The following is a 24,679-nucleotide window of genomic DNA, read 5'->3' as shown; positions in this document are numbered from 1 at the left end:
AATTTTTTCCAAGTCCGGCTAAAAACTTAGAACAAAGCAATTGATCCGTCTAACAAGCAGCTCTTGTAATTCCGATCGATTTTGCTTCTTAGTTGACCCATGACCCTCGACCAGTTGCGCATCTTCGTCGCCGTCGCCGAGCACGGCCATATGACCAAGGCCGCCGAGCGGCTCGGCATCTCGCAATCGGCGGCCTCTGCCGCCATCCGCGCGCTCGAAACCCAGCATGGCGTGCGCCTGTTCAACCGAGTCGGCCGCAATATCGAACTGGCAGAGACCGGCCACCGTTTCCTGCCGGAGGCGAAGGCTGTCCTGGACCGTGCCGCCGCCGCCCGCGGCGTTCTGGAGGATGTCTCGCAGACCGTCGCCGGCAGCCTGTCGATCGCGGCCAGCCAGACCATCGCCAGCTACTGGCTCCCGCGTCGCCTGGCCTCTTTTCACGAAGCCTATCCCGCCGTGAAGCTGAGCGTGACGATCGGCAACACCAGACAGGTCGAGACCAATGTGCTGGACGGCCGCGCCGATTTCGGCCTGGTCGAGGGTCGCACCGAGTCCGACATCCTGCGCCGCGCCACGGTCGACGAGGACCGCATGATGCTGGTGGTGGCGCGCTCGCATCCCGAGATCCCGATGACGCGGGCGGGCAACCTCGACATCAGGGCCTTGCGCTGGATCATCCGGGAAGGCGGGTCGGGCACGCGCGAGGCGCTGGAGGATTTCGCGCACAGTCAGGGCGTCCCGCCGGCGGAGCTGCAGATATTCCTGGTACTGCCCAGCAACGAGGCCGTGCGTCAGGCGGTGGAGGCCGGCGCCGGGGCGACGATCATCTCGGAGCTCGTCGTCGCGCGCTCCCTGGCGGAAGGCAGCCTCCGGGCCGTGCCGGTCGAATTGCCGAAGCGCGACTTCGCCATGATCACGCACCGCGACCGTCAGGCGAGCCTCGCCCAGATGGCGCTGAAGGCGCATCTGGGTGGAAAGGTCGGCTGAGGCCAGGGCGCAGCCGGATTGCGTTCTTGGGGTGTGGATCATTGCGAGCGCAGACCCGAGGATCCATGCCGTTACCTTGACCGTAGAATGCTGCGGAGCAGAATTCTGGACCGTCGCGACGCTTCCCGGTCACGGAATGGATCCTCGGGTCTGCGCGCGTCGCTTCGCTCCTTGCTCCGCCCGTGGATGACGAAGTGGCTGGCGTCGTCGCCAATCTCCAGCTGTCACGCGTACTTGCGCTGCGCGTCGAGCGCCAGCCCGAGCCCGACCGAGCCGAACATGTCGCCTTCGATGACAGCCGCCTGCGGCACCAGCGACAGGATTTCCCGCTTGGCAAGCGGGATCGCGGTCGAACCTCCGGTGAGGAACACGGCGGTGATGGCGGAGGCTGGAACGCCGGCGTCGGCGATCGTCTGCTTGACCGTCGCGGCCACGCGTTCGATGTCGCCGGCGATGGTCTCCTCGAGGCCCGCGCGCGTGATCTCGCCCGCGAAGCGGGCGCCGGGCAGCGACACCTTCACTTCGGCCGAAGGCTGGTCGGTGAGCGCGATCTTCGCCCTTTCGACCAGGCCCGCCATCGCATGGCCGTAGCGATGCTCGACGACATGGATGAAGCGGTCGACGAGGTCGGCCCGCTCGGCCTCGTAGCGGATCTGCCGCAGGTCCGTCATCGCCTTGGAGGTGTAGACGAGGTTGATGCGCTGCCAGGTCGCGAGGTCGATGAAATAGGCCGCCGGCAGGTTGCGTTTGTGGTCCTTGGTCCGCGTCAGGTAGCCGAGCTCGGGCATGACATGGGCGATGCTGAGCAGCCGGTCGAAATCGGTGCCGCCGATATGGATGCCGCGATTGGCGAGGATATCCGCCTTGCGGTCGGTCGAGCGGGCGCGTTCCGGCGAGACCCGCACGATCGAGAAGTCGGATGTGCCGCCGCCCATGTCGACGATCAGCGCCAGCTCTTCGCGGGTGACCTTCTGCTCGTAGTCGAGCGCCGCCGCGATAGGCTCGAACTGGAAGGCGATGTGCTTGAAGCCTTGTGCGCGGGCGGCCTTCTCCAACTCGCCTTGCGCCTTCGCATCGGCGGCCGCGTCGTCGTCGACGAATTGCACGGGCCGGCCCAGCACCACGTTCTCGACCGCCTCTCCGGCGTCTTCTTCGAGGCGCTTCTTCAAATGGCCGACGAACATGCCGACAATGTCGATAAAGCCGATCTGGCGCGCCTTGATGCGCGTCTTCTCGTTGGCGAGCGTGCTGCCGAGCACGCTCTTCAGCGAGCGCATCAGCCGGCCTTCGATGCTGTCGGTATAGTCGCTGATCGCGCGGCGGCCGAAATAGGTGTAGCCGTCCTCGAAGTTGAAGAAGACGGCGCTGGGCAAGGTGGGTTGCTCGCCTTCCAACGCCACCAGTCGCGCCCGGCCGTCGCGGATCACGCCCACGGTGGAATTGGACGTGCCGAAATCGATGCCGCCGAATGCCGATTGCATCGCAGCCTCCTGTCGTTGCCTTGTGGCAGGGTTGCCGAAGACGCCAAGCGCGCCGTCGTCCGGATGGCCGGACCGCTCTGCCGAACAGATTGTGCTTGTTTACCCTTGGGTTGGGAGGCGGCGGTTTATCGCATGATCGCCCGCAGGGAAACCCTTTGCGGCTCTAATCTTTGCGGAAGATGATCCGGCCCAGCCAGCCGGTCAGCATGGCGAGCGATATGGCGAACACGCCGTAGAGGAAGGAATAGTCATGCGCGACGCGAAAGACCGATTGCTCGAAACCGGACTTGCGGATTTCGAGCTGGGCCGAGCTTTCCTTGACGAACATGCCGCTCTTGAACAGGAAGGCGCGGGCCTTGTGGGTTCCGACAGGCACGTTGGGCGCGAGCCGCACCGTGGCGCGAAACAGGTTCTGCGACAGGAACTGCACGCCGCCGACATTTTCGCTGTAGAGGCCCGTCGCCGCCTTGCGCTCGCGAAGCGCGGCGGTGAATTCCTCGATGGTCGCTGGGCTGTCGGTCTCGTCGGCGGGTTTCAGGTAGAGGTTCTGCGCGCCGAGCGAGAGCTGCTTGTATTTGGCGGGCTCGGCGATGTCCTGCAGCGGCCGCGTCGTCGCGACGGAATAGGAGACCGGCACGTTCTCGAACGTCTCCGAGTCCAAGTTGATCCAGACGCCCAGCACGCGGTCCTTGCGCCGGACGACCACGGGTCGTGGCGGTCCTTCGAGCACGACGACCACGTCGTAGCGTCCCTGGCGCGCGACCAGCGGATCGGGGTTTTCCAGCGATCCGAAGATCGTCAGGTCGGCGCCGGAGAAGCCCGCCGTAATGGAAATGGCGTCGGTCGAAAGGCCGATCTGGATGCTTTCGGCGGGCGGCGTCTGCGCCGTCGCCGGGGAAAGGGCGAAGAGCATCGACAACGGGACGGCGGCTGCAAACGCTCTCAATCCCGCCATCAGTTGAGGCCCGCGGCGGACAGCGAATAGAGATTGGGCGGCGTCACGAAGAGATCGACGGCGAGGCGGATGGCAACGGCCAGCACCAGCATCGCCAGCAGCGCGCGCAACTGCTCGCCGCGCAGCCGCTGGCCGGCCTTGGCGCCGTATTGCGCGCCGGCGACGCCGCCGGCCATCAGCAGGAAGGCCAGGATCACGTCGACAGTCTGGTTGGTCGTGGCGTGCACCAGGGTGGTGTAGGCCGAAGTGAAGATGATCTGGAACAGCGAGGTGCCGATGACGACATTGGTCGGCACCTTGAGCAGGTAGATCAGCGCCGGCACCATGATGAAGCCGCCGCCGACGCCCATGATCGACGACAGGAAGCCGATCCCGGCGCCCAGCCCGAGCACCGGGATGACGCTGACGAACAGCTTCGAGGCGCGGAAGCGCATCTTGAACGGCAGCCGGTGGATCCAGTTGTGCTGGCCGGATTTCTTAAGCACCGGCGCTGCGCCGCTGCGGCTGGCGCGCAGCGCATTGACGCTTTCCACCAGCATCAGTCCGCCGACGGTGCCGAGCAACACCACGTAGAGCAGCGAGATGAAAAGGTCCAACTGGCCGAGCCGGCGCAACAGCGCAAAGACGTAGATGCCGGCCGTCGAGCCGACGATGCCGCCGGCCAGCAGCACGCCGCCCAGCTTGAAGTCGAGCGTGCCGCGCTTGAAATGCGAAAGCGCGCCGGAGAAGGAGGAGGCGATGACCTGGTTTGCGCCGGTGGCCACCGCGATCGCCGGCGGGATGTTGTAGAAGATCAAAAGCGGCGTGATCAGAAAGCCGCCGCCAACCCCGAACATGCCCGACAGGAAACCCACCGCCGCGCCCATCGCCAGCAGCACGAAGACGTTGACGGAAATTTCCGCGATCGGGAGATAGATGCCCACCCGTCTGTCTCGATCAGTTTGCTTGTCGGCGAACGCCGACGTCCCCGGCAGTTTCGCACCGAAAAGCCAATTTTTTCTTGCGCCGATGCGGCGGCAGGGGCAAACCCCGCCGCCGCGTCGAAACAAAAACCATCTCAATCAGTTAACAGGCAAATGTGTGGCAGGGCGTCGCGTATGCGACGCGCTGCCGTTATTTCTTCGCCAACAGCGCCTTGACCAGCGGCGCGTCGATCTCGCCGGTCGGCGTCATCTTGTTGTCGGTCTGGAACGCCATGATGGCGTTCTTGGTCTTGCCGCCCATCACGCCGTCGGCGCCGCCGGCATCGTAGCCGTTCTTGTTGAGGATCAGCTGGATGTTCTTCACCGCCTTCTTCATGTCGATGCCGGCGGTGGTCTGTGGCGTGCTGTCCTGCCAGGATTCCGGAATGTCGGCCGAGTTGGCTGCGGCGTTGAGCGGCTTGGCCTTCCACAGTTCCGCGGCGGCCCGCGCCCGCTCGAGCTGCTCGGGCCGCAGCGCATTGGCGATCTCGTCGCGCTTGGCGGCGGCGTCCTTGTCGCCGGTCTTGGCGACCAGCGCGAACCACTTGTAGGACTCTTCCAGGTTCTGCTTCATGCCGACGCCCTTGGCCGCCAGGATGCCGAGGTTGAACTGGCTGTCCTTGACGCCGAGGTCGGCGGCTTCCTGGAACCAGTGCGCCGCCGATTCATTGTCGGTCACCCCGTCCGCCGCCATGGCGAACAGCACCGCCAGATTGTGCATGGCGCTGGCGTTGCCCTGTTCGGCGGCGAGCTGGTAGTAGGTCTTGGCCTTCTTGATGTCGCGCGCGACGCCGATGCCCTTTTCGTAGAAATTGCCGATGCGGTATTCGGCCGGCGCGAAGCCGAGCTCGGCCGACTGCTCGTACCATTTGGCGGCGGCCTTCATGTCTTCCTTCACGCCGCGCGATTCCGCGTAGCGCGAGCCGACCTCGAACAGCGCCTTGGCGTCGCCGCCGGCGGCGGCGTCATGCAGCGCCACCGGGCCGATTTCGGAAGGAATGTCGAATTTGGCCGCTGCCGTCTGGCTTGCTGCCGGCGGCACGGCGCCTGTCGTGTCGGCGGAGGTTGCCGCCGGCGCGCTGGACGCGGCGCCGTCGGCTGCCGGAGTGACCGTCGCCTGTTCCTTGGCCATCGGCTGCGTGTGGCCATCCGTGTCCGTCGCGGTGGCAGCCGCGGCGGCGGGTTCCGACGGCGTTGCCGAAGCCATCGGCGTCGGCTCGGCAGGCGTCGCAAGCGCTGCCGGCGCGGGTCCGGCCGGCATGGCGGCGGCATTTTCGGGACTCGAGGCGATGGAAGCGGCCGGTGCCGCGTCTTGGACGGGCTCGGCCTGCCGGACGGGCCGGGCCGGAGCGCTTTCAGCATGCGCGGCGCCCGTGTCGATCTTCGAGGCGTCGGCTTTCGGCGCGGCTGCTGCATTGAGCGAAGCCGTATCGACCGTCTGCGTCGAGACGATCGGCGCGGGCTGGTTGTTGGCCACTTCGACCGGATCGGACAGGAACGCCTTGCCCAACTGCAGGCCGGCCAGCGCCATCATGATCGCCGCCGCCGCCATCAGGATCGGCTTGCGCCGCGCCTTGAGCAGGTCGCCGATCCTCAGCGCCTTCACTGGACCGGTCATCGTCGATTGCCGCTTCAGCGTATCGGCTTCCGCCGCCGCCGCCTGGGCGGCACGCCGGGCCGCCGCGATGAAATCCGACTTCGCGGCATCGCTGTCGGTGCGCCGGGCCGGCTGACCGCCGCGCTCGTCGCGCACGCGCTTCATGATGGCGTTGAGGTCCGGCGCGCCGGAGCCGGGTTCCAAGGGCCGGTTTGCGGCCTTGGGGTCGAGCGGTTCGTCGATGTCGACGCTTGGCACGTCGCCGACCGGTGCCGAGCCGGCAAGCGGCTGCGTGTCCGCATCCTTCTTGCCTTTGAAAGCGCGCGCCAGGCCGCCGAATATGGATTTCCTGCGGCCGGCCGCCTCGCTCTTGTCGCCGATCGCATCCGGTCCGAGCGCTGCCATGGCCGCCGCCGCTGCTGCCTCGGCAGGCGTGAGTGGCGCGCTCGGCTCGTCGCGCATGATCGCCGCGGCGCGGCCTTCAAGGCTGCCCATGTCTCCGGTGAGCGGCAGCGGCTGATCGATATCCATTGAAGGCGCGTCTTGCACCGCGATCTTGCCGCCGCGGCCGCCACGCTTGCCGGCCGGTTGCGGATCGATCAGCTCGCTGACCGCTTCGCTGGTCTCGGTCGCCTCCAGCGAGCCAAGCCTGTCGACGATCTTGAGCAGCGTGTCGTGGATTGCCTCGAAAGTCCGCGAATTGCGTTCGTCGGAGCGGCGGGTGAGCGCTTCGAGCGTCTTCAGGTCCTGGGCGAGGCCGGCAACGGCGGTCGCGTTGGTCTGGGCCGTGCTGGACGTCGACTCGGCGAGCGACTTGACGGCGCTCTCGGCCGCCTCGCGCGCCACGCTCAGGATCGAGTCGCGCGTGCCGGCCAGTGACTTCTCGATCTCGTTAAGGCGCGGGCTGATGTCTTCGAATTCGGGCAGCGGCGTGCCGGGCTTGGAAAGATGCGCCGACAGGCCGGCGACCTGCGCTTCCAGGCTGCGGATCAGGGCCGGATCGATGCCGGCGACCTGCTGCGCGGACGATTCCAGCCGGCTGGAAATGTCCTCGAGCCGGCTTTCCAGCCCGCGGATCGCCATGTCGTTGGCGGGATCCGGCGCACGCGTTTCGATGCGCTTGGCCAAAGCGGTGAAGCGGGCGTCGATCGCTTCCATGATGCCGGCGCTGTCGTCCTGGCGCATGCGCTGGTCTAGCCTGTTCGCAACCTCGTCCAGTCGACGCTCGAGATCGTGGAACAATGCATTGCTTTGTTCGATTGCGTCTCCCTGGCGGCGCTCGAGCAGGCTCGACAGCGCGTCGAAGCGCTGCTCAAGGCCCTGAAATATCTGGTCCGCGTCGGGCATGGCCGGCGCGCGGTCCATCTTGTCGGTGATGGAAGCGATCTGCTTGCCCAGCCGCTCCATGGCCTGTTCCGGCAGGTCGGCGCGGCCGGTCAGCTGGTCCACCCGGCTGGTGAGAAGATTGAGGCGATCGATGACCTCGGCGCCGGGCCGCGACTGCGCGACCTCTTCGATCTGCACCGCCAGCGAGGCAATGCGCTTCTCGATCCGGCCGAAGGTCTCGGGATCGAAAGCATTCGCCTGCGCGGCCACGGTCGATGCAACGATGGCGCGGGAAATCTCATCCAGCCGCTCGTCGATCATCGCCAGCGTTTCGCCCCCGCGCGCGGTCTGCTGGCCGGCAAAACGGTCGACCGCGCCGGCAAGCGTGCGCACCTTTTCTTCCAGCGAGCGCAGCGAAAGCGATTCCGGCAGGCTGTTGACGGCGCTGCTGATCTGCTCGAGCCGGTCGGTCAGCACCGAGAGGCTCGGGCCTTCGGCGCGCTTGCGCTGGTCGGCGTCGACGCGGTCCTCGAAGGCACTCCAGCGGCGGTCGAAATCGTCCCAGCGGCGGTCGACCTTCTGCACGCTTTCCTCGCGCGCCAGCGTGTCCAGCGCGCCCTTCACCTGTTCCAGTTCCAGCCGCAGCAGATTGACGCTGCGGTCGTCGCTTTTTTCGGCGAGCGACTGGATGGCTCCCGAAAGCCGCTCGAATTCGAGGCCGAGCTCGGCGCTGCTCTTGTCGGGCATCGCGTCGCGCTGGCTGTTGGCCTGCAGGGCACGGTCGATATCCTGGCGGAACGCTTCGAACTCGCGCTGCAGGCCGGCCGTCATCTGGTGGCGCAGTTCCTCCCGCAGACCGCGCAGTTCGACCGCGATCTTGCCGACCATCGCGACGCTGTCTTCCTGGCCGCGGACCCGGTCGATGTCGCGCGCGATCGCCTGATAGGCGGGCGCAGGGTTCTGCGGCGCGCGCTCCTGCGGCCGCGGGCTCTGCGGCGCCGGATTCTGCGGCGCACGGTCCAGGGGCCTTTGCGCGGAATAGGGATCCTCATACCAGCGCGGCGCCTGGCCGTAGGGCTGCGCGCTTGGGTAACGCGGCTCGGTGGTCGGTCGCCGCGGGTCGGGGCGGTCGGGCAAGTCGGCGCGCGTCCGCTCCAGCCGCTGCTCCAGCGTTTCGAGCGAGCGGTTCAGTTCTTCGAGCGAGGCGTGCGGCCGGCGCTGCCTGCCGGCGTTGAGTGTATCGAGATAGGACCGCTTGCTGTTCATCGATGCGCCCGTGTTCAGAGTGGCCGGCCAAAGACCGGTTTCCCAGTAGCTTGCCGGGTACGAAGCGAGCCGAGCGGTTTTGCTGCGGAGGAAGGCGAGCTTCCCGGGTTTTACCCGCGCTTCGAAAACCGTGAAAAATTCGCTACAGGATAACCACGGGTGACCGACATGCGCACATTTCGCCCAACGTGGTAAACAAGGCGTTAACCAAGCTTAAGAAGACGCGTATAATCGTGAGCCGCCTGACGAGCCGGCACCTGGGTGCGGCATAAAGGTCGGATCCGACAACGCCCTTGCGTCACCTTGCGGCTGTCGGTATAGGATTGACGTAAACGTAAAAGGTGCGAAGCCGTGCCTCTTGCGATTGATTTGTTGCAACCACGATTGGAAGCACGCCCCCGCTTCCACTCAGGCGACGCTTGGTCCGCGACCGCGACGCCACCAGGGGAAAGCCAGTGACCATGAAACTCGTTTCGCCCGGCGAAGCCGCGGCCAATACCAATGACATACCGGCCGAAGCCGGCGAGGAATTCGTCCGCATCGGCGAGATGGCCAAGAAATACGGCGTGACGCTGCGCACGCTGCGTTTCTATGAAGACAAGGGCCTCCTCAATCCGCATCGCGACGGCTCGACCCGACTCTATACGCGCCGCGACAAGGCTCGGCTGAAGCTGATCCTGCTCGGCCGCAAGGTTGGGTTCTCGCTGCGCGACGTCAAGCAGATGATGGATCTCTACGATCCGACCGGCACCAACACCAAGCAACTGCGGCTGGCGCTGGACAAGTCGGAGAAGCAGCTCGCCCGCCTGCAGAAGCAGCGGGCGCTGATCGACGATGCCATCGGCGAGCTGAGCAAGTCGATGTCCGTCGTGCGTCAGATGCTCGTCGAGCGCACCGCGGCGCCGCAGGCCAGCGCGGCCGGCTGATCGCCAGCTCTGAGGAAATACCCCGGACATACAAAGCCGCGTGGCTATAGCCGCGCGGCTTTTTTGTCGTCACACTGCCGGACGCTCACAAAAATTTTTGGCTGCGACGAAGTTGACGTTTACGCAAACGTCAATATTTGCTATCGGGACGTCGACAATTGGCCCGGCCTCCCTGTCCGAGACAGGCAACTTGCCGGCCGGCCAGGACTGCAAGGGTGGAGGAAGGCATGACGATCTACAGGGCGCCGATCCAGGACACGCTGTTCGTGCTCAACGACGTGCTGGGCTATCAGCGCTATTCCAATCTTCCAGGCTTCTCGGATGCGACGCCCGATGTGGTCGAGGCGATCCTCGCCGAAGGCGCCAAGCTCGCCGAGAACGTCATGCATCCGCTGAACCGGATCGGCGACATGGAAGGTTGCGTGCGCCATGACGATGGCTCAGTAACGACGCCGAAGGGCTTCAAGGACGCTTATGACCAGTATCGCGAGGGCGGCTGGATGGGGCTTGCCGCACCTGCCGAGTTCGGTGGCCAGGGTCTGCCCTATGCGGTCCACACCGCCGTCTCCGAATACATGATCTCGGCCAACATGGCGCTGATGATGTATCCCGGCCTGACGCAGGGCGCGATCGCTGCCATCGTCACCCATGGCACGGACGAGCAGAAGGCCACCTGGCTGCCGAGGCTGATCGAGGGCGGCTGGACCGGCACTATGAACCTCACCGAGCCGCATTGCGGCACCGACCTCGGCCTGCTGCGCACCAAGGCGGCTCCCAACGGCGACGGCACTTACAGGATTTCCGGCCAAAAGATATTCATCTCCGCCGGCGAGCACGACATGTCGGAAAACATCGTCCATTTGGTGCTGGCCCGCGTCGAAGGCGCGCCGGAAGGTGTGAAGGGCATCTCGCTGTTCATCGTGCCGAAGTTCAAGCTCGATGCCGCGGGCAACCCCGGCGAGCGCAACACGCTCTCCTGCGGCTCGATCGAGGAGAAGATGGGCATCCACGGCAACTCGACCTGCGTCATGAACTATGACGAGGCCGAGGGCACGCTGCTCGGCGAATTGAACGGCGGCCTGAAGGCCATGTTCACGATGATGAACGAGGCCCGCCTCGGTGTCGGCCTGCAGGGTCTTTCGGTCTCCGAGATCGCGTACCAGAACGCGGTCTCCTACGCCAAGGATCGGCTGCAGGGGCGCTCGCTGTCGGGCGCCAAGGCGCCGGACAAGAAGGCCGACCCGATCATCGTTCACCCGGACATCCGCCGCTCGCTGATGACCATGAAGGCCTATAACGAGGCCGGTCGCGCGCTGGCGCTCTGGACCGCCATCAAGTCCGACGTCGCGCATCGTTCCGGTGACGACAAGGACCGCCAGGCCGCCGACGACTACACCGGGCTGATGACGCCGGTGGTGAAGGGCGTGCTCACCGACAAGGGATTCGATCATGCCGTGATGGCGCAGCAGGTGTTCGGCGGCCACGGCTATATCGAAGAACATGGCATGAGCCAGTTCGTGCGCGATGCCCGCATCGCCATGATCTATGAAGGCGCCAACGGTATCCAGGCGCTCGACCTCGTCGGCCGCAAGCTGGCGCAGAATGGCGGCCGCGCCGTGCAGGCCTTCTTCAAGGAAGTCGGCGAGTTCTGCGAGGAGAACCGTGCCGATGAGAAGATGGCGCCCTTCACCAAGGCCCTGAAGAAGGGCCTTAACGACCTGCAGGCCGCTACCATGTGGCTGGTGCAGAACGCCATGGCCAAGCCCGACAATGCGGGTGCCGCCTCGACCGACTATATGCATCTCTTCGGCCTTGTGGCGCTGGGCTATATGTGGGCGCAGATGGCGAAATCCGCGCAGACGAAGCTCGCGGAGGGCGCCAATGGCGCCGGCGCGTTCTACGACACCAAGCTCACGACGGCGCGCTTCTTCATGGAGCGCATCATGCCGGAAACGGCGACGCGGCTTGCCCGCATTTCCAGCGGCGCAGACACGCTGATGGCGCTGCCGGCGGAAGCGTTCTAGGTTTGGCGGGCCGGCGGAGCCGGCCCACAATCGTCGGAACGCGGAGGAAATCGTGGCGACAAACCCAGCCGAAATTCTTGGTCTTCCGAAGCCCGCCTGGGCGGCGGACGAGGTTGGCATGCTCTACGACATGGCCTCCCGCTTCATGGCCGAAGAGATCGCGCCGCGCTATGACGAGTTCGAGAAGAACGAGATGTTCGACCGCGAGAGCTGGCTGAAGGCGGGCGCTGCCGGCCTGCTTTGCGCTTCCATGCCGGAGAAATATGGCGGCTCCGGCGGAACCTTCGCGCATGAGAGCGCCATCATCGAGGCGATCGGCCATGTCGGCGTCGACGGTTTCGGCATCGGCCTGCACAATTCGATCGTCGCCCCTTACATCCTCCATTACGGCTCCGAGGAGCAGAAACAGAAATGGCTGCCGAAGCTTGCGACCGGTGAGCTCATCGGCGCCATCGCCATGACCGAGCCGGGCGCCGGCTCCGACCTGCAGGGCGTCAAGACCCGCGCCGAGAAGGACGGCAACCACTACAAGATCAGCGGTTCCAAGACCTTCATCACCAATGGCCAACTCGCCAACCTGATCATCGTCGTCACCAAGACCGATCCGGACAAGGGCGCCAAGGGCACGTCGCTGATCGTCGTCGAGACCGACGAGGTCGAAGGTTTTCAGCGCGGCCGCAACCTCGACAAGATAGGGCTGAAGTCGAACGACACCTCCGAGCTGTTCTTCAACGATGTGCGCGTGCCGACCTCCAACCTGCTCGGCCACGAGGAAGGCAAGGGCTTCGTCCAGCTGATGCAGCAATTGCCGCAGGAACGGCTGCAGATCGGCACCGGCGCCATTGCCATGATCGAGCGGGCGCTGGCGCTCACCATCGACTACGTCAAGGAGCGCAAGGCCTTCGGCAAGGCGGTCATCGATTTCCAGAACACCCAGTTCAAGCTGGCCGAGCTGAAGACCGAGGCCACCATCGGCCGCGTCTTCTACAATGACTGCGTCGCCCGCCACATCGACGGCGGCCTCGACCCGGTGACCGCCTCGATGGCCAAATACTGGCTCAGCGACCTGCAGGGCAAAGTCGTCGACGAATGCCTTCAACTGCATGGCGGCTATGGCTACATGAATGAATATCCGATCGCCCGCATGTACCGCGACGCCCGCGTCCAGCGCATCTACGGCGGCACCAACGAGATCATGAAATTGCTGATCGGGCGCTCTCTCTGAGCGGGCGGCCGGCAAAGCCAAGGAGCACGAAAATGACTGAGGCTTACGTCTATGACGCCGTGCGCACGCCGCGCGGCAAGGGCAAGAAGGATGGCTCGCTGCACGAGGTGCCGGCGGTGCGGCTTGCCGCGAAAACGCTTGAGGCGCTGCGCGACCGCAACGGGCTCGACACCGGCAATGTCGACGACATCATCTTCGGCTGCGTCGATCCGGTCGGCGAGGCGGGCTCGGTCATTCCGCGCGCCGCCGCCTTCGAGGCCGGCTACGACACCAAGGCACCCGGCATGCAGATATCGCGCTTCTGCGCGTCGGGTCTCGACGCCATCAATTTCGGCGCCGCCAAGATCGCGCAAGGCGCGGACGAGATCGTCATTGCCGGCGGCGTGGAATCCATGTCGCGCGTCGGCATGGGCATGTCCGGCGGTTCCTGGTTCATGGATCCGTCCGTCGGCCTGCCCGGCTGGTTCGTGCCGCAGGGCATCTCGGCCGACTTGATCGCCACCAAATACGGTTTTTCCCGCGACGACGTCGACGCCTATGCCGTCGAGAGCCAGAAGCGTGCCGCGAAGGCCTGGGGCGAGGGCCGTTTCAAGAATTCGGTGATCCCGATCAAGGACCAGAACGGCCTCACCATCCTCGACCATGACGAGCACATGCGGCCTTCGACCGACATGCAGTCGCTGGCTTCCCTCAACCCGTCCTTCGTCATGCCCGGCGAAATGGGCGGCTTCGACGCAGTGGCCGTGCAGAAGCATCCGGAAGTCGAGGAGGTCAACCACGTCCATCACGCCGGCAATTCGTCGGGCATCGTCGACGGCGCCGCCGCCGTGCTGCTCGGGTCCAAGAAGGCCGGCAAGGCGATGGGCCTGAAGCCGCGCGCCCGCATCCGTGCTTTCGCCAATATCGGTTCCGAGCCGGTGCTGATGCTGACCGGTCCGGTCGACGTCACCGAGAAGCTGTTGAAGCGCGCCAAGATGAAGCAGTCGGACATCGACCTGTTCGAGCTCAACGAGGCCTTCGCCTCCGTCGTGCTGCGCTACATGCAGGCCTTCGACATTCCGCACGACCAGATCAACGTCAATGGCGGCGCGATCGCCATGGGCCATCCGCTCGGCGCCACCGGCGCCATGATCCTGGGCACGGTGCTGGACGAGCTGGAGCGCCGCGACCTCAACACCGCGCTGGTCACGCTGTGCATCGGCGCCGGCATGGGCACCGCCACCATCATCGAACGCGTCTGAGGGAGAGAGACCATGAGCTACACCAATTTCACCCTCGACGTCGATGCCGACGGCATTGCCTTGATCACCTGGGACATGCCGGACCGCTCGATGAACGTCTTCACCGAAGAGGCGATGCGCGAACTGAACGCCATCGTCGATAAGGTGGCCGGCGATGCCGCCGTCAAGGGCGCGGTCATCACCTCCGGCAAGGATACATTCTCCGGCGGCGCCGACATCACCATGCTGCAGAAGATGCTCGCCACCTTCGCCGCCGACAAGGAGAAGGATCTCGAGAAGGCGACCAGGACGCTGTTCGAGAATGCCGGCTATATGACCGGCCTGTTCCGCAAGATAGAGACTTGCGGCAAGCCGTTTGTGTCGGCGATCAACGGCACCTGCATGGGCGGTGCCTTCGAGATGTCGCTCGCCTGCCACGGCCGCGTCGCCGCCGATTCCGACAAGGTGAAGATGGCGCTCCCCGAAGTGAAGATCGGCATCTTCCCCGGCGCCGGCGGCACCCAGCGCGTGCCGCGGCTGACCGATCAGCAGCAGGCGCTGCAGATGCTGACCACCGGCCAGAACCTTTCGCCGCAGAAGGCGAAGCAGATGGGGCTGATCCACGAGATCGCCGAGCCTGCAAAGCTCGTCGAGACCGCCAAGGCCATGATCAAGAACGGCCTGAAGCCGGTGGCGCCTTGGGACGAGAAGGGCTTCAAGCTACCCGGCGGGCCGATCTATTCGGCGGCCGGTGCCAATCTCTGGCCACCGGCCATCGCCATCCTGCGCCGCGAAACCTATGGCAATTATCCGGCCGCGGCCGCGATCCTGAAATGCGTCTATGAAGGCCTGCTGGTGCCCTTCGATACTGCGCTCAGGATCGAGCAGCGCTATTTCACCGAGATCATGCAGACCAAGGAAGCGGCGGCGATGATCCGCTCGCTGTTCCTGTCGCTGCAGGAACTGAACAAGGGCGCGCGCCGCCCGGCAGGCGTGCCGGACACCAAGTTCAAGAAGATCGGCATTCTCGGCGCCGGCTTTATGGGCGCCGGCATCGCCTATGTCACGGCAAAAGCCGGCATTCCGGTGGTGCTGCTCGACCGCGATCTGCCGTCTGCCGAGAAGGGCAAGGCGCATTCCGACAGCCTCATGACCGATCAGGTCAAGAAGGGCCGCGCCAAGCCGGAAGACAAGGACAAGCTCCTGTCGCTGATCACGCCGACGGCGGACTATGCCGACCTTGCCGGCTGCGATCTGGTCGTCGAGGCGGTCTTCGAGGATTCGGGCGTGAAGAAGGATGCCACCGAGAAGGCCGAGGCGGTGCTGAAATCATCGGCGATCTTCGCATCCAACACGTCGACCATTCCGATCACCGCGCTGGCGAAAAACTCGGCGCGCCCGAAGAACTTCATCGGCATCCACTTCTTCTCGCCGGTCGACAAGATGATGCTGGTCGAGATCATCCTCGGCAAGAAGACGGGCGACAAGGCTTTGGCCGTCGCGTTCGACTTCGTGCGCGCCATCAAGAAGACGCCGATCGTCGTCAACGACACGCGTGGCTTCTACGTCAACCGTTGCGTGCTGCGCTACATGTCGGAAGCCTACAAGATGCTGATCGAGGGCGTTCCGGCGCCGATGATCGAGAATGCCGCCAAGGCCGCCGGCATGCCGGTCGGCCCGCTGGCCCTGACCGACGAGACCGCCGTCGACCTTGCCCAGAAGATCATGAAACAGACCATCAGGGATCTCGGCGAGAAGGCCGTCGATCCCAAGCAGATGGCGCTGATCAACACCATGGTCGACACGCATGGTCGTTTCGGCCGCAAGAACGGCAAAGGCTTTTACGACTATCCGGCGAAGCCCGCGAAGAAGAAGCTGTGGTCGGGCCTGAAGGATCTCTACCCGCAGCTGAAGCCCGAAAATGTCGACTATGAGGAGCTGAAACAGCGCCTGCTGGTCGCCATCGCTCTGGAGGCGGCACGGGTGATGGAAGAAGGCATCGTCACCGATCCGCGAGAGGCGGATGTCGGCTCGATCCTCGCCTTCGGCTTCGCGCCCTTCACCGGTGGCGCCCTGTCCTACATCGACGGCATCGGCGCCAAGCGCTTCGTCAAGATCGCCAAGGGCCTGCAGAAGAAGTATGGCGCCGAGTTCAAAGCGCCGAAGCTGCTGCTCGACATGGCGGAGAAAGGCGAGACCTTCTACCAGCGCTTCGACCCTTACCAGAAGGGTGAGGTCAGAGAAGCAGCCTGACGAACCGGGATGTATGTCTGGGGGCGAATGGCCCGCACCATGGCCACGGCATCCAGCCGTGGCCCTTATGTTGTCGGCGATGAGAGCCGGCTGGCGTTTCGCTGCCTGCCGATCGACATCGACTTCAACCTGCATCTCAACAATGCGCGTTACATGATGCTGGCCGATCTCGGCCGCATCGACATCTTCCTGCGCGTCGGCCTCATCGCGCTGGCCCGCAAGAAGGGCTGGGCGCCGATGATCGGCGGGCTGCAGGTCGCCTATGTGCGCGAGATCAAGCTGTGGCGGCGCTTCGAGGTGGTGTCGTCGATCGAGACCTGGGAAGGCACGTCCGTCATCGGCCGGCACCGTTTCGTTCTCGATGGCGGCGAGACGGCGGCGCTGATCCTGACCACTGGCGGCGTCTATGACCGCGGCAGTCGCCGCTTCCTCGACATCGACGAGGTCGTCGCGGCGCTTGGCCACGCCGCCAGTCCGCGCCCGCCGACCGACGCCGAGCGGGCTTTCATGGTCTCGCACAGGAACCTGCGCGAACAGGCCAAGGCGGCGTGATCGGGCAGGTACAGATCGCGGGATCTGGCCAAATCGGATTCGATCACGCTTTGGGGAACGAGCCGTCGTTCGCTTTTTTGCAGCAGGCGTGCGTGGTAAATTAGTTGTCGCTAACGGAGGGAGCGATCGCATGCGCACGATGCTGAAAATCTCTATTCCGACCGTAGAAGGCAACAAGGCGCTCAAGGACGGCAGCATGGGAAAATTCATCGAACACAGCCTGTCTGAGCTGAAGCCTGAGGCCGCGTATTTCACGGCCGACAAAGGCCAGCGAACCGCCTATCTGTTCGTCGACATCAAGGACAGTTCCGAGATGCCCTTCTATGCCGAGCGGTTCTTCCTGGCTTTCAACGCCGCCGTGGAGTTCGTGCCGGTCATGAATGCCGAGGAACTGAAGAACGGTCTGCCCAAAGCTCTGGCCGGGATCGCTTAGGCGCCGCGCCTGAACGGGAAGGCCATGAGGCATTCTTAACGATCCGCCGGTTGCGCCGGTGGACAATGACGCGACTGCGCGCTAGACAGGCAGAGGCATTTTTTCCTGTTTTGAAGGAGAGCGCGCGTGCTCTCACACGACCGCGTATGGGCCGCAATCGACGCTCTCGCCGAGCGCTATTCGCTGTCGGCTTCCGGCCTTGCGCGGCGCGCGGGCCTCGATTCGACGGCCTTCAACAAGTCGAAGCGCCTGTCGTCCGACGGCCGGCCGCGCTGGCCCTCGACCGAATCGCTGGCCAAGATCATCGAGGCCACCGGCGCGTCGCTCGAGGAATTCACCGGACTTGTCGAAGGTCGCAGCGCCGCGTCGGTGGCCCAACACCGCAGCGCCGTTCCCCTGCTTGGTTTCGCTCAGGCCGGCGCGGGAGGCTTCTTCGATGATGCCGGCTATCCGGCGGGGCAGGGCTGGGATCTGGTCGAGCTTCCCGCGCGGGCGACCGAGACGTCCTACGCGCTGCAGGTGCAGGGCGATTCCATGTTGCCGCTCTACCGCAATGGCGATGTGCTGATCGTCGAACCCGGCGCGCCCACGCGCAAGGGCGATCGCGTGGTCGTCAAGACCACCGCCGGCGAGGTGATGGCCAAGGTGCTCGACCGGCAAACGGTGAAATCGATCGTGCTGGTTTCGCTCAACCCCGCCCACCCGGACCGGGACATCCCGACGCGCGAAATCGAATGGATGGCGCGCATCGTCTGGGCGAGCCAGTAGGTTCGGCTGGTGCGGCTTCTTCAGATCATCCTGACGGTTCTGGCGGTTCCGGCGATGGCCGCGCTCGTCGTGGCAGGCGGCCGCGTGGTCAAGGGGCATGAGAGCGCCATCACGGTCGATCAGATCGATCCCGTCGCCGATGCGCTCCCCACCGCCGGCAACGACACGCTCTCCGCTTCCGGCGCGGGTACGCCCCCGGAAGAGCCGATGACCTCGGCCATTCCCGCGCCAGCCGCTCCGCAGGCACCGAACCCCGTTGTTCACTCGAGGGCCATCGATCCCGACGTCGTGGCGCCGCCCGAACTGTCGGACCAGGAACTCGAACGGGTGGAACCGCGTGCGCCGCTCAGCGATCTGGCGCTGGCCGGGCCGCCCAAGCCGCCCAAAACGAAGATGCCGGGCGACTGGAACGGCACCAAATTGTTCCAGCCGGTCGCCACCGCCGCCGGGCTGATCGAGGCGAAGGGCTATGCGGTCGCCGTGTCCGGCGTGGACGCCGTCAAGGCAGACGAAACCTGCAGCGACGAGGGTCACACCTGGGCCTGCGGCGCGCGCGCCAGGACTGCCTTCCGCGCCTTCCTGCGCGGCCGCGCGGTCGCTTGCGCGCTGCCGCCGGAGGGCGGCCGCGACACCATTTCCGCCGAATGCCATATCGGCAACCAGGACATCGGGCAGTGGCTGGTCGAGAACGGCTGGGCGCGCGCCGCGCAAGGCGGCCCCTATGTCGAGGCCGAGAACAAGGCCCGCACAGCCAGGAAGGGTATTTTCGGCCCGGCGCCGAAGCTTGACGGCCTGCCGGCGGTGCCGGCCGTCTCGGGCCCGGCGCTGGTGGCGCCGGATTCGATCCTGCCGGCCGATGGCGGCGCCGTTACGCCGCCAACTGACCAGCCAGCGCCCGCTCAATGAGCGCGCGCGTCTCGGCAATGCCGTAGAGCGCGGCGAAGGAACCGAAGCGCGGGCCGCGTTCCTGCCCGATCAGCACCTGGTAGATCATTTGGAAGAAGGCGACCGATACGCCTGGTCCGCCTTCCGGGCTCTGCTTGGAATGGTCCTGGTAGCGTTCGATCTTGCGCGCCACATTGAGCGCGGCATTCTGGATCGCTTCGCTGTCGGCGCCTTGCGGCAGCGCGCCGAGCGCTTCGGAAAGCTTCGCCAGTGCTTCGCGTTCCACCTCGTCGGCGGCGCGGTAAACCTTGGTCGGCTTCACGAAGTCGTCGAAATAGCGGATCGCATAGCCGGTCAGCCGGTCGAGCTCCGGATGCGTCTTCGGTGTCACCCCCGGCGCGTGGCGCGAGATGAAGCCCCACAGCACCGCCTTGTCATGCGCGTTGGAGGCGCTCACCAGGTTGAGCAGCAGCGCGAAAGGCACCGGCAGGTCGATGGCCGGCGGGTTGCCGTCATGCATATGCCAGACCGGATTGCCGAGCCGCTCCTTCCAGTCCTGGCGCGGATAGGCGCCAAGGAAGGCGTAATATTCGTCCACCGCCTTCGGGATGACGTCGAAATAGAGCTTCTTCGCCTGCCGCGGCCGCTGGTACATATAGAGGCCGAGGCTCTCCGTCGGCGCGTAGGTCAGCCATTCGTCGATGGTGAGCCCATTACCCTTCGACTTCGAGATCTTCTGGCCCTCCTCGTCGAGGAACAGCTCGTAGACGAAATGCTCGGGCGCGCGCCCGCCGAGGATGTTGCAGATGCGGTCGTAGATCACCGCATTGGTCTGGTGGTCCTTGCCGAACATCTCGAAATCGACGCCAAGCGCTGCCCAGCGCATGCCGAAATCCGGCTTCCACTGCAGCTTCACATGGCCGCCGGTGACAGGCAGCGTCGTCTCGGTGCCTTCGTCGTCGAAGGTGATGGTGCCGGCCTTGGCGTCGACATTGATCATCGGCACGTAGAGCACGCGGCCGCTCTTCGGTGAGATCGGCAGGAACGGGCTGTAGGTCGCCTGGCGCTCCGGCCCGAGCGTCGGCAGCATCACGCCCATGATCTCGTCGTAGCGCTCGGCGGCGCGCAGCAGCACCTCGTCGAAACGGCCGGCCTTGTAGTACTTCGTCGCGCTGGCGAACTCGTAATCGAAACCGAACGTGTCGAGGAAGCGGCACAGCATCGCGTTGTTGTGGTCGGCGAAGCTGGCATAGTCGCCGCCGAACGGATTGGGCACCGAGGTCAGCGGCATGTGCAGATATGGCTCGAGCGCGGCGCGGTCCGGCACGTTGTCCGGAATCTTGCGCATGCCGTCCATATCGTCTGAGAAGCACAGAAGTTTGGTTTTGACCTTGTCTTGCGTCAGCACGCGGAAGGCATGCCGCACCATGGTCGTGCGCGCCACCTCGCCGAAGGTGCCGATATGCGGCAGGCCGGACGGGCCGTAGCCGGTCTCGAACAGCACGGTCTCGGGAAAGTCCTTGCCCTTGTACCGGGCGATGATTTTCTTCGCTTCCTCGAACGGCCAGGCCTTGCTCTCGGCCGCCGCGGCAAGCATCTCGGGATTGAGATCGATGATGTTTGATCCCGTCATGTCGAAGTTCCAGTCATGGCCGTCTTGCGGCGGATAAGATTTGTCGACCGGTCTCTAGGCGCGACGGGCCGGAGCGTCAACGATTTGCGGCGGTTTTCCTTGCGGCGCCACAATCGCGCTCCTACCTTCGAGCCTCACTTTCAAACGCATGTCACTCCAAAGTGTGTCGCGGTTTTGGAATGACATGCACGCTGTCAGGAGTTTTGAATGCCTTTGTTGACGCCGCACGAAGCCTTAATCCACTTGATGGTCATTACCTCGGCTTCCGATCGCGACATGACCGATGTCGAACTGGCGCGGATCGGCGACGTCATCCGTTCCTGGCCGGTCTTCGTCGACTTCAACCAGGACAGGCTGATTCCGGTGGCGCAAGCCTGCCAGAAGGCGCTGCATGAGAAGGGCGGGCTGGAAGGCGTGCTGGCGCGCATTGCCGAAGCGCTGCCCGAGCGGTTGCGCGACACCGCTTACGCCGCCGCTTTCGAGGTCGCCGCCGTCGATCTCGAAATGCGCATGGAGGAGGTGCGCGTGCTGCAGCTCATCCGCCTCAAGCTCGATCTCGACACGCTGACGGTGGCCGCGATCGCGCGTGCCGCGAAAGCGCGCCTGCGCACGCTCACTTAGTGTTGGCGCGACCTTCAGAAGAAGCTGACAGGGAAATAGCGCAGATAGAACTCGGCAAAGGTGCCCTTGATCGAGATTTCCTGCAGCGCATAGTCGAAGGCGGCGGCCAGCGCGGGATCGCCCGCCCTGGTGGCGATCGCCATGCCTGAGCCCAGATACTCCGGTGCCAGATACGGACCGCCGGCAAAGCGGCAACAGCCGGCCGCGTCGGAGCCGCCCAACCAGAAGGCGAAGCGCATGCCGTCGCCGAAGGCGGCGTCGATCTTGCCGGCCTTGAGTTCGGCATAGAGGCCTTCCGGTGTGTCGAAGGTCACCACCTGCACGGTGGCGAAATAGTCGCGCAGCATTTTCTCATGCGCCGAGCCGGCGACGACGCCGACCCGCTTGCTGCGCAGCTTGTCGAGGATCGGCTCGGCGAAAGCTTTCGCCTTCGGCATGATGAAGCGCGCCGGGAACTGCATATAGGAGCGCGAGAAGGCATATTTCTCGCGGCTCTCCTGCGTCGCGGCGATCCCGGCAATGATCGCCTCGCCTTCGCCTTTCTGCAGGGCATCCTCCAACTCGTTCCACGGCAACGCCTGGACCTGGCATTTGTCGACGACGCCCAGTTCCGCGCAGATCGCCCGCGCCAGGTCGATGTGGAAACCGGACAGGCGGCCCGAGCCGTCGAGGAAGTTGAAGGGCGGAAAATCGGTGGTTGTGAGGAATCTCAGTCGCGGCAGCGCGGAGAGATCGGGTTTCGGCAACCGCTCCTTGGCATCCCACAGCACCGGCACCTGCGGCTCCGCGCCTTGAGTCGCGCTGGCAAAGGGCAATATGCCGGCAAGGGCGGATATCAGGACCACAGTTATCCACCGCAAGATCACGATATGGCTCCGACCTCGTTCCCGTTCGGAGGCTTTTCGTATGAAAATGATGCAGGCACAACGGTTTTTGATTTCAAGCGGCTAAATTAAGCGTATGGTTTAGCCCGTTGCAAATGACCCTGCGCGCCGGAAGGGGGAAGCTACCGGTTTTGCGGAGATCATTGCGACCCGTGGTTGATGGCGAAGGAGTGTTCGAGCGTCTACTGTCGGTAACGAAGAAGCAGAAGCAACATGGGGTAGATGTTGCGATGGGCCTGTTTGACAGAACTCTGGAATACATAGACCAGTTGCAGAATGCTGGCACCGCGGCGGCGGTTTGCGAGAGGCTGCTGGGCGTCACTTCGAATTTCGGCCTGACCGCCCTGATGGCGGGAACCGTGCCGCAACCAGGCACGCCGCGCGGCCGGCAAAAACAGCATGTGATGCTTTGCGATTGGCCCGGCGAATGGCTGGAGCGCTACGTGGCGCGCAATTATGTCGACCACGATCCGGTCGTCAGTCACATGAAGCAGCTTCAGGCGCCGTTCCAATGGCGGGACGCGTCCAAGAACGCTGTAATCGACAAGAGCAGCGACGAGGTCATGGGCGACGCGCGCCAGTTTAAGCTGCGCGATGGCCTTGCGTTTCCATTGGTGACGCTTGACGGCCAGATCGTCATGGTCTCGCTCGGCGGCGAATCCGTTGAATTGTCGGATGCCGAATTCGGAATGGTGTCGCTGGCGTCGACCTATGCGATCGGCCGCGCCATGCAACTGCACACCAAGGCCGACAACGTCGTCGATCATATTGAATTGACGGCACGTGAGCGGGAATGCCTGCAATGGGCGGCCGTTGGCAAGTCCGAATGGGAGATCTCTCAAATTTTAGGCATCTCGGAACACACTTCCGAGAAACATCTTCTCAACGCCAAGAGCAAACTCGGCGCAGCCAACCGGGTGCAGGCGGTCGCGGAGGCGATTAGGCGCGGCTATATTAGCTAGGTCGGCCGTGCCGACCGAGAAATTCAGCCTACGTGATCACGTGATATTCTCAGAAAAGCGCAGCCGAATCTCCCTCTTGGGAGAGGACTAATGATTTCTTAACGCCAAATCAAACTGGGCATCCCCAACCGTGTGCGGGCAGTCGCGGAGGCCATTAGGCATGGCTATATTAGCCAGGTCGGCCGTGCTGGCCTAGAATTCTTGCCTACGCGTTCGCGTAATATTTTCGGGAAAGCCCGGCCGTATCATCCTCTTAAGCCCAGGAGACGGCTAATGCTTTTTGCCCTTACCACTCAGGAATTGATGGAACGCCCCGACCTTTGGGAGGCCGTGCATCGCCTGCGCTACAAGATCTTCGTCGAGGAGATGGGATGGACCGATCTCGACCGTCCCGACCAGCTCGAGATAGATCAGTTCGACCATGACGAGGCCGAACACCACCTTGTGATCCGCAACGGCGAACTGGCCGGTTACCAGCGCATGCTGCCAACGACACGGCCGCATCTTCTGACGGACGTGCTCTCCGATCTCTGCGAGGGACCGTCCCCCTCGGGACCAAACGTGTGGGAACTGACCCGCTATGCGGTGGCTCCGGGTTTTCGTGACGGCAAGCGCGGCGTCTCGACGGTCGGCACCGAACTGATCGCCGGCTTCGTTGAATGGGGCCTCAAGCGCAACGTCAACCAGGTCATCATCGAGTTCGAGCCGATGTGGGTGCTCAGGGCGCTGCAACTGCACTTCCTGGCAAAGCCGCTCGGCTACCAGCGCACCTATGGCAACCAGCAGGTCGTGGCGACGCTGCTCACCTTCACCGAGCACACGCTCGAGGTCGTGCGAGCCCGCCGCAACCACCATCTGCCGGTGCTGAACCGGGGCTATCCCGGCCTGCTCGGCCTGAAGCAGGCTTCGTGAGCGAGGAGGTGGTCATGAGTTTCCATCCCGAACCGGAACTGCGCGGCCATACGCTGGTCGTCACCGTATCCTCGCATGACGGCCGGCCGGTGCTCGACAGGCATGCCTATGCGAGCCTTGCCAGGACTTTCCACGAGGCGGCCGTCAACGACGAGGTCCGTGTCGTCATGCTGCGTGGCCTTGCCGGCTGTTTCTGCCTTGGCGGCGATTTCTCGGAATTCCTCGATGCCACCAAGCACCGGGAACTGATCGCCGCCGTCACCGACATGTTCCGCATGCTGGCGACCTTCCCCAAGCCGGTGCTTGCCTGCGTCGACGGCGATGCGGTCGGCGTCGGCTGCACCATTCTGTTCCATTGTGACATGGTGATCGCTTCCAGGGGCAGCACCTTCAGGGTGCCGTTCGTCGATTTCGGCCTGGTGCCGGACGCGGCGACCAGCATCCTGGCGCCGCAGAAGCTCGGCTATGCGGGCGCCTTCCGCTTCTTCTGCCTAGGCGACACGCTCGGCGCCGAAGACGCCAAGGCCCTCGGCCTTGTCGGCGAGATCGTGACGCAAGGCAGCGCCGAGGAAGCAGCGCTGGCGAGGGCGAAACAGCTCGCCAAGAAGCCGGTGGCGGCATTGCTGCAGACACGGAGCCTTCTCAAGGGCGATACGGCGGTGTTGTGCGATCGTATCGACCACGAGATCACGCTGTTCCAGCAGGCGCTGCAGGATGACACCACGCTGAAGCGGCTGCAGCGGATAGCCCGCCTGGCCGCCTGAGCGGCCGGCATGAAAGTCTCAGCGCCGCGCGAGCCGAAAGCCG

The 24,679-nt window shown here is 64.5% G+C and carries 20 protein-coding genes; 14 read left to right on the top strand and 6 right to left on the bottom strand.

Annotation, left to right across the window (positions count from 1 at the left end; genetic code table 11):
• The first annotated feature begins 99 nt into the window (after window positions 1–99).
• Complete coding sequence (locus tag DPM35_RS14205; protein ID WP_112127921.1) at window positions 100–987, top strand: LysR family transcriptional regulator; 888 nt, start codon at window positions 100–102, stop codon at window positions 985–987.
• A 224-nt stretch (window positions 988–1,211) separates the two neighbouring features.
• On the opposite strand, the gene DPM35_RS14200 is transcribed toward DPM35_RS14205, so the two are convergent.
• From DPM35_RS14200 to DPM35_RS14185, 4 genes are all read right to left on the bottom strand, one after another.
• Window positions 1,212–2,468, bottom strand: a complete 1,257-nt coding sequence (locus DPM35_RS14200) for an Hsp70 family protein (protein ID WP_112127920.1) — start codon at window positions 2,466–2,468, stop codon at window positions 1,212–1,214.
• Window positions 2,469–2,631: 163 nt separating this feature from the next.
• Entirely contained in the window at window positions 2,632–3,423 is a 792-nt protein-coding gene (locus DPM35_RS14195) for a TIGR02186 family protein (protein WP_112127919.1), read from the bottom strand.
• On the bottom strand, window positions 3,423–4,346 hold the full coding sequence (locus DPM35_RS14190; protein ID WP_112127918.1) for a sulfite exporter TauE/SafE family protein: 924 nt from the start codon (window positions 4,344–4,346) through the stop codon (window positions 3,423–3,425). Before DPM35_RS14190 ends, DPM35_RS14195 begins: the two co-directional genes overlap by 1 nt.
• Before the next feature lie 190 nt (window positions 4,347–4,536).
• A complete protein-coding gene (locus tag DPM35_RS14185; protein ID WP_112127917.1) occupies window positions 4,537–8,574 on the bottom strand; it encodes a peptidoglycan-binding protein in 4,038 nt (1,345 codons plus the stop codon).
• Between the two features lie 461 nt (window positions 8,575–9,035).
• Here DPM35_RS14185 and DPM35_RS14180 point away from each other — a divergent pair, with 461 nt between their 5' ends.
• From DPM35_RS14180 to DPM35_RS14140, 9 genes are all read left to right on the top strand, one after another.
• Window positions 9,036–9,500: a MerR family transcriptional regulator gene (locus DPM35_RS14180; RefSeq protein WP_112128465.1), complete on the top strand. Its 465-nt coding sequence runs from the start codon at window positions 9,036–9,038 to the stop codon at window positions 9,498–9,500.
• A gap of 227 nt (window positions 9,501–9,727) precedes the next feature.
• Entirely contained in the window at window positions 9,728–11,524 is a 1,797-nt protein-coding gene (locus DPM35_RS14175) for an acyl-CoA dehydrogenase (protein WP_112128464.1), read from the top strand.
• Window positions 11,525–11,576: 52 nt separating this feature from the next.
• Window positions 11,577–12,749, top strand: a complete 1,173-nt coding sequence (locus DPM35_RS14170) for an acyl-CoA dehydrogenase family protein (protein ID WP_112127916.1) — start codon at window positions 11,577–11,579, stop codon at window positions 12,747–12,749.
• Between the two features lie 32 nt (window positions 12,750–12,781).
• Entirely contained in the window at window positions 12,782–13,990 is a 1,209-nt protein-coding gene (locus tag DPM35_RS14165; protein WP_112127915.1) for an acetyl-CoA C-acetyltransferase, read from the top strand.
• Window positions 13,991–14,002: 12 nt separating this feature from the next.
• Complete coding sequence (locus DPM35_RS14160) at window positions 14,003–16,222, top strand: 3-hydroxyacyl-CoA dehydrogenase NAD-binding domain-containing protein (RefSeq protein ID WP_112127914.1); 2,220 nt, start codon at window positions 14,003–14,005, stop codon at window positions 16,220–16,222.
• Between the two features lie 9 nt (window positions 16,223–16,231).
• Window positions 16,232–16,774: a thioesterase family protein gene (locus DPM35_RS14155; RefSeq protein WP_112127913.1), complete on the top strand. Its 543-nt coding sequence runs from the start codon at window positions 16,232–16,234 to the stop codon at window positions 16,772–16,774.
• A 130-nt stretch (window positions 16,775–16,904) separates the two neighbouring features.
• A complete protein-coding gene (locus DPM35_RS14150) occupies window positions 16,905–17,207 on the top strand; it encodes a hypothetical protein (RefSeq protein WP_112127912.1) in 303 nt (100 codons plus the stop codon).
• Window positions 17,208–17,333: 126 nt separating this feature from the next.
• Complete coding sequence (locus tag DPM35_RS14145; RefSeq protein WP_112127911.1) at window positions 17,334–17,975, top strand: S24 family peptidase; 642 nt, start codon at window positions 17,334–17,336, stop codon at window positions 17,973–17,975.
• Between the two features lie 9 nt (window positions 17,976–17,984).
• Window positions 17,985–18,881, top strand: coding sequence for a thermonuclease family protein (locus tag DPM35_RS14140; RefSeq protein WP_245431538.1), 897 nt, complete (start codon window positions 17,985–17,987; stop codon window positions 18,879–18,881).
• Here the strand turns inward: DPM35_RS14140 and DPM35_RS14135 are convergent.
• Complete coding sequence (locus tag DPM35_RS14135) at window positions 18,844–20,493, bottom strand: lysine--tRNA ligase (protein ID WP_112127910.1); 1,650 nt, start codon at window positions 20,491–20,493, stop codon at window positions 18,844–18,846. The two genes, DPM35_RS14140 and DPM35_RS14135, sit on opposite strands and share 38 nt — an antisense overlap.
• Window positions 20,494–20,700: 207 nt before the next feature.
• Between DPM35_RS14135 and DPM35_RS14130 the strand changes: the two genes are divergently transcribed.
• Window positions 20,701–21,114 (top strand): tellurite resistance TerB family protein, encoded by a 414-nt coding sequence (locus DPM35_RS14130; RefSeq protein WP_112127909.1) that lies wholly within the window; start codon window positions 20,701–20,703, stop codon window positions 21,112–21,114.
• 14 nt (window positions 21,115–21,128) lie between these two features.
• Here DPM35_RS14130 and DPM35_RS14125 read toward each other — a convergent pair whose 3' ends face one another.
• Window positions 21,129–21,950 (bottom strand): ABC transporter substrate-binding protein, encoded by an 822-nt coding sequence (locus tag DPM35_RS14125; protein ID WP_425373382.1) that lies wholly within the window; start codon window positions 21,948–21,950, stop codon window positions 21,129–21,131.
• Between the two features lie 278 nt (window positions 21,951–22,228).
• Here DPM35_RS14125 and DPM35_RS14120 point away from each other — a divergent pair, with 278 nt between their 5' ends.
• The 3 genes from DPM35_RS14120 (at window position 22,229) to DPM35_RS14110 (ending at window position 24,636) form a co-directional block, all read left to right on the top strand.
• Window positions 22,229–22,960 carry a helix-turn-helix transcriptional regulator gene (locus DPM35_RS14120; protein WP_112127908.1) on the top strand — a complete coding sequence of 244 codons (732 nt, stop codon included), beginning with the start codon at window positions 22,229–22,231 and terminating at the stop codon, window positions 22,958–22,960.
• 273 nt (window positions 22,961–23,233) lie between these two features.
• Window positions 23,234–23,872, top strand: coding sequence for an acyl-homoserine-lactone synthase (locus DPM35_RS14115; RefSeq protein WP_112127907.1), 639 nt, complete (start codon window positions 23,234–23,236; stop codon window positions 23,870–23,872).
• A gap of 14 nt (window positions 23,873–23,886) precedes the next feature.
• Window positions 23,887–24,636 (top strand): enoyl-CoA hydratase-related protein, encoded by a 750-nt coding sequence (locus DPM35_RS14110; RefSeq protein WP_112128461.1) that lies wholly within the window; start codon window positions 23,887–23,889, stop codon window positions 24,634–24,636.
• The last annotated feature ends 43 nt before the right edge of the window (window positions 24,637–24,679 follow it).

Origin of the sequence: Mesorhizobium atlanticum (assembly GCF_003289965.1) — a bacterium.
Classification (GTDB): domain Bacteria; phylum Pseudomonadota; class Alphaproteobacteria; order Rhizobiales; family Rhizobiaceae; genus Mesorhizobium; species Mesorhizobium atlanticum.
Note: the sequence above shows the minus strand (reverse complement) of the source record. Positions and strands in the feature narration are given on the sequence as shown.

Coding starts and splice junctions, on each gene's coding strand:
- DPM35_RS14205 (WP_112127921.1), top strand. CDS start 100: ATGACCCTCGACCAGTTGCGCATCTTCGTCGCCGTCGCCGAGCACGGC.
- DPM35_RS14200 (WP_112127920.1), bottom strand. CDS start 2,468: ATGCAATCGGCATTCGGCGGCATCGATTTCGGCACGTCCAATTCCACC.
- DPM35_RS14195 (WP_112127919.1), bottom strand. CDS start 3,423: ATGGCGGGATTGAGAGCGTTTGCAGCCGCCGTCCCGTTGTCGATGCTC.
- DPM35_RS14185 (WP_112127917.1), bottom strand. CDS start 8,574: ATGAACAGCAAGCGGTCCTATCTCGATACACTCAACGCCGGCAGGCAG.
- DPM35_RS14180 (WP_112128465.1), top strand. CDS start 9,036: ATGAAACTCGTTTCGCCCGGCGAAGCCGCGGCCAATACCAATGACATA.
- DPM35_RS14175 (WP_112128464.1), top strand. CDS start 9,728: ATGACGATCTACAGGGCGCCGATCCAGGACACGCTGTTCGTGCTCAAC.
- DPM35_RS14165 (WP_112127915.1), top strand. CDS start 12,782: ATGACTGAGGCTTACGTCTATGACGCCGTGCGCACGCCGCGCGGCAAG.
- DPM35_RS14160 (WP_112127914.1), top strand. CDS start 14,003: ATGAGCTACACCAATTTCACCCTCGACGTCGATGCCGACGGCATTGCC.
- DPM35_RS14155 (WP_112127913.1), top strand. CDS start 16,232: ATGTATGTCTGGGGGCGAATGGCCCGCACCATGGCCACGGCATCCAGC.
- DPM35_RS14150 (WP_112127912.1), top strand. CDS start 16,905: ATGCGCACGATGCTGAAAATCTCTATTCCGACCGTAGAAGGCAACAAG.
- DPM35_RS14135 (WP_112127910.1), bottom strand. CDS start 20,493: ATGACGGGATCAAACATCATCGATCTCAATCCCGAGATGCTTGCCGCG.
- DPM35_RS14130 (WP_112127909.1), top strand. CDS start 20,701: ATGCCTTTGTTGACGCCGCACGAAGCCTTAATCCACTTGATGGTCATT.
- DPM35_RS14120 (WP_112127908.1), top strand. CDS start 22,229: ATGGGCCTGTTTGACAGAACTCTGGAATACATAGACCAGTTGCAGAAT.
- DPM35_RS14115 (WP_112127907.1), top strand. CDS start 23,234: ATGCTTTTTGCCCTTACCACTCAGGAATTGATGGAACGCCCCGACCTT.
- DPM35_RS14110 (WP_112128461.1), top strand. CDS start 23,887: ATGAGTTTCCATCCCGAACCGGAACTGCGCGGCCATACGCTGGTCGTC.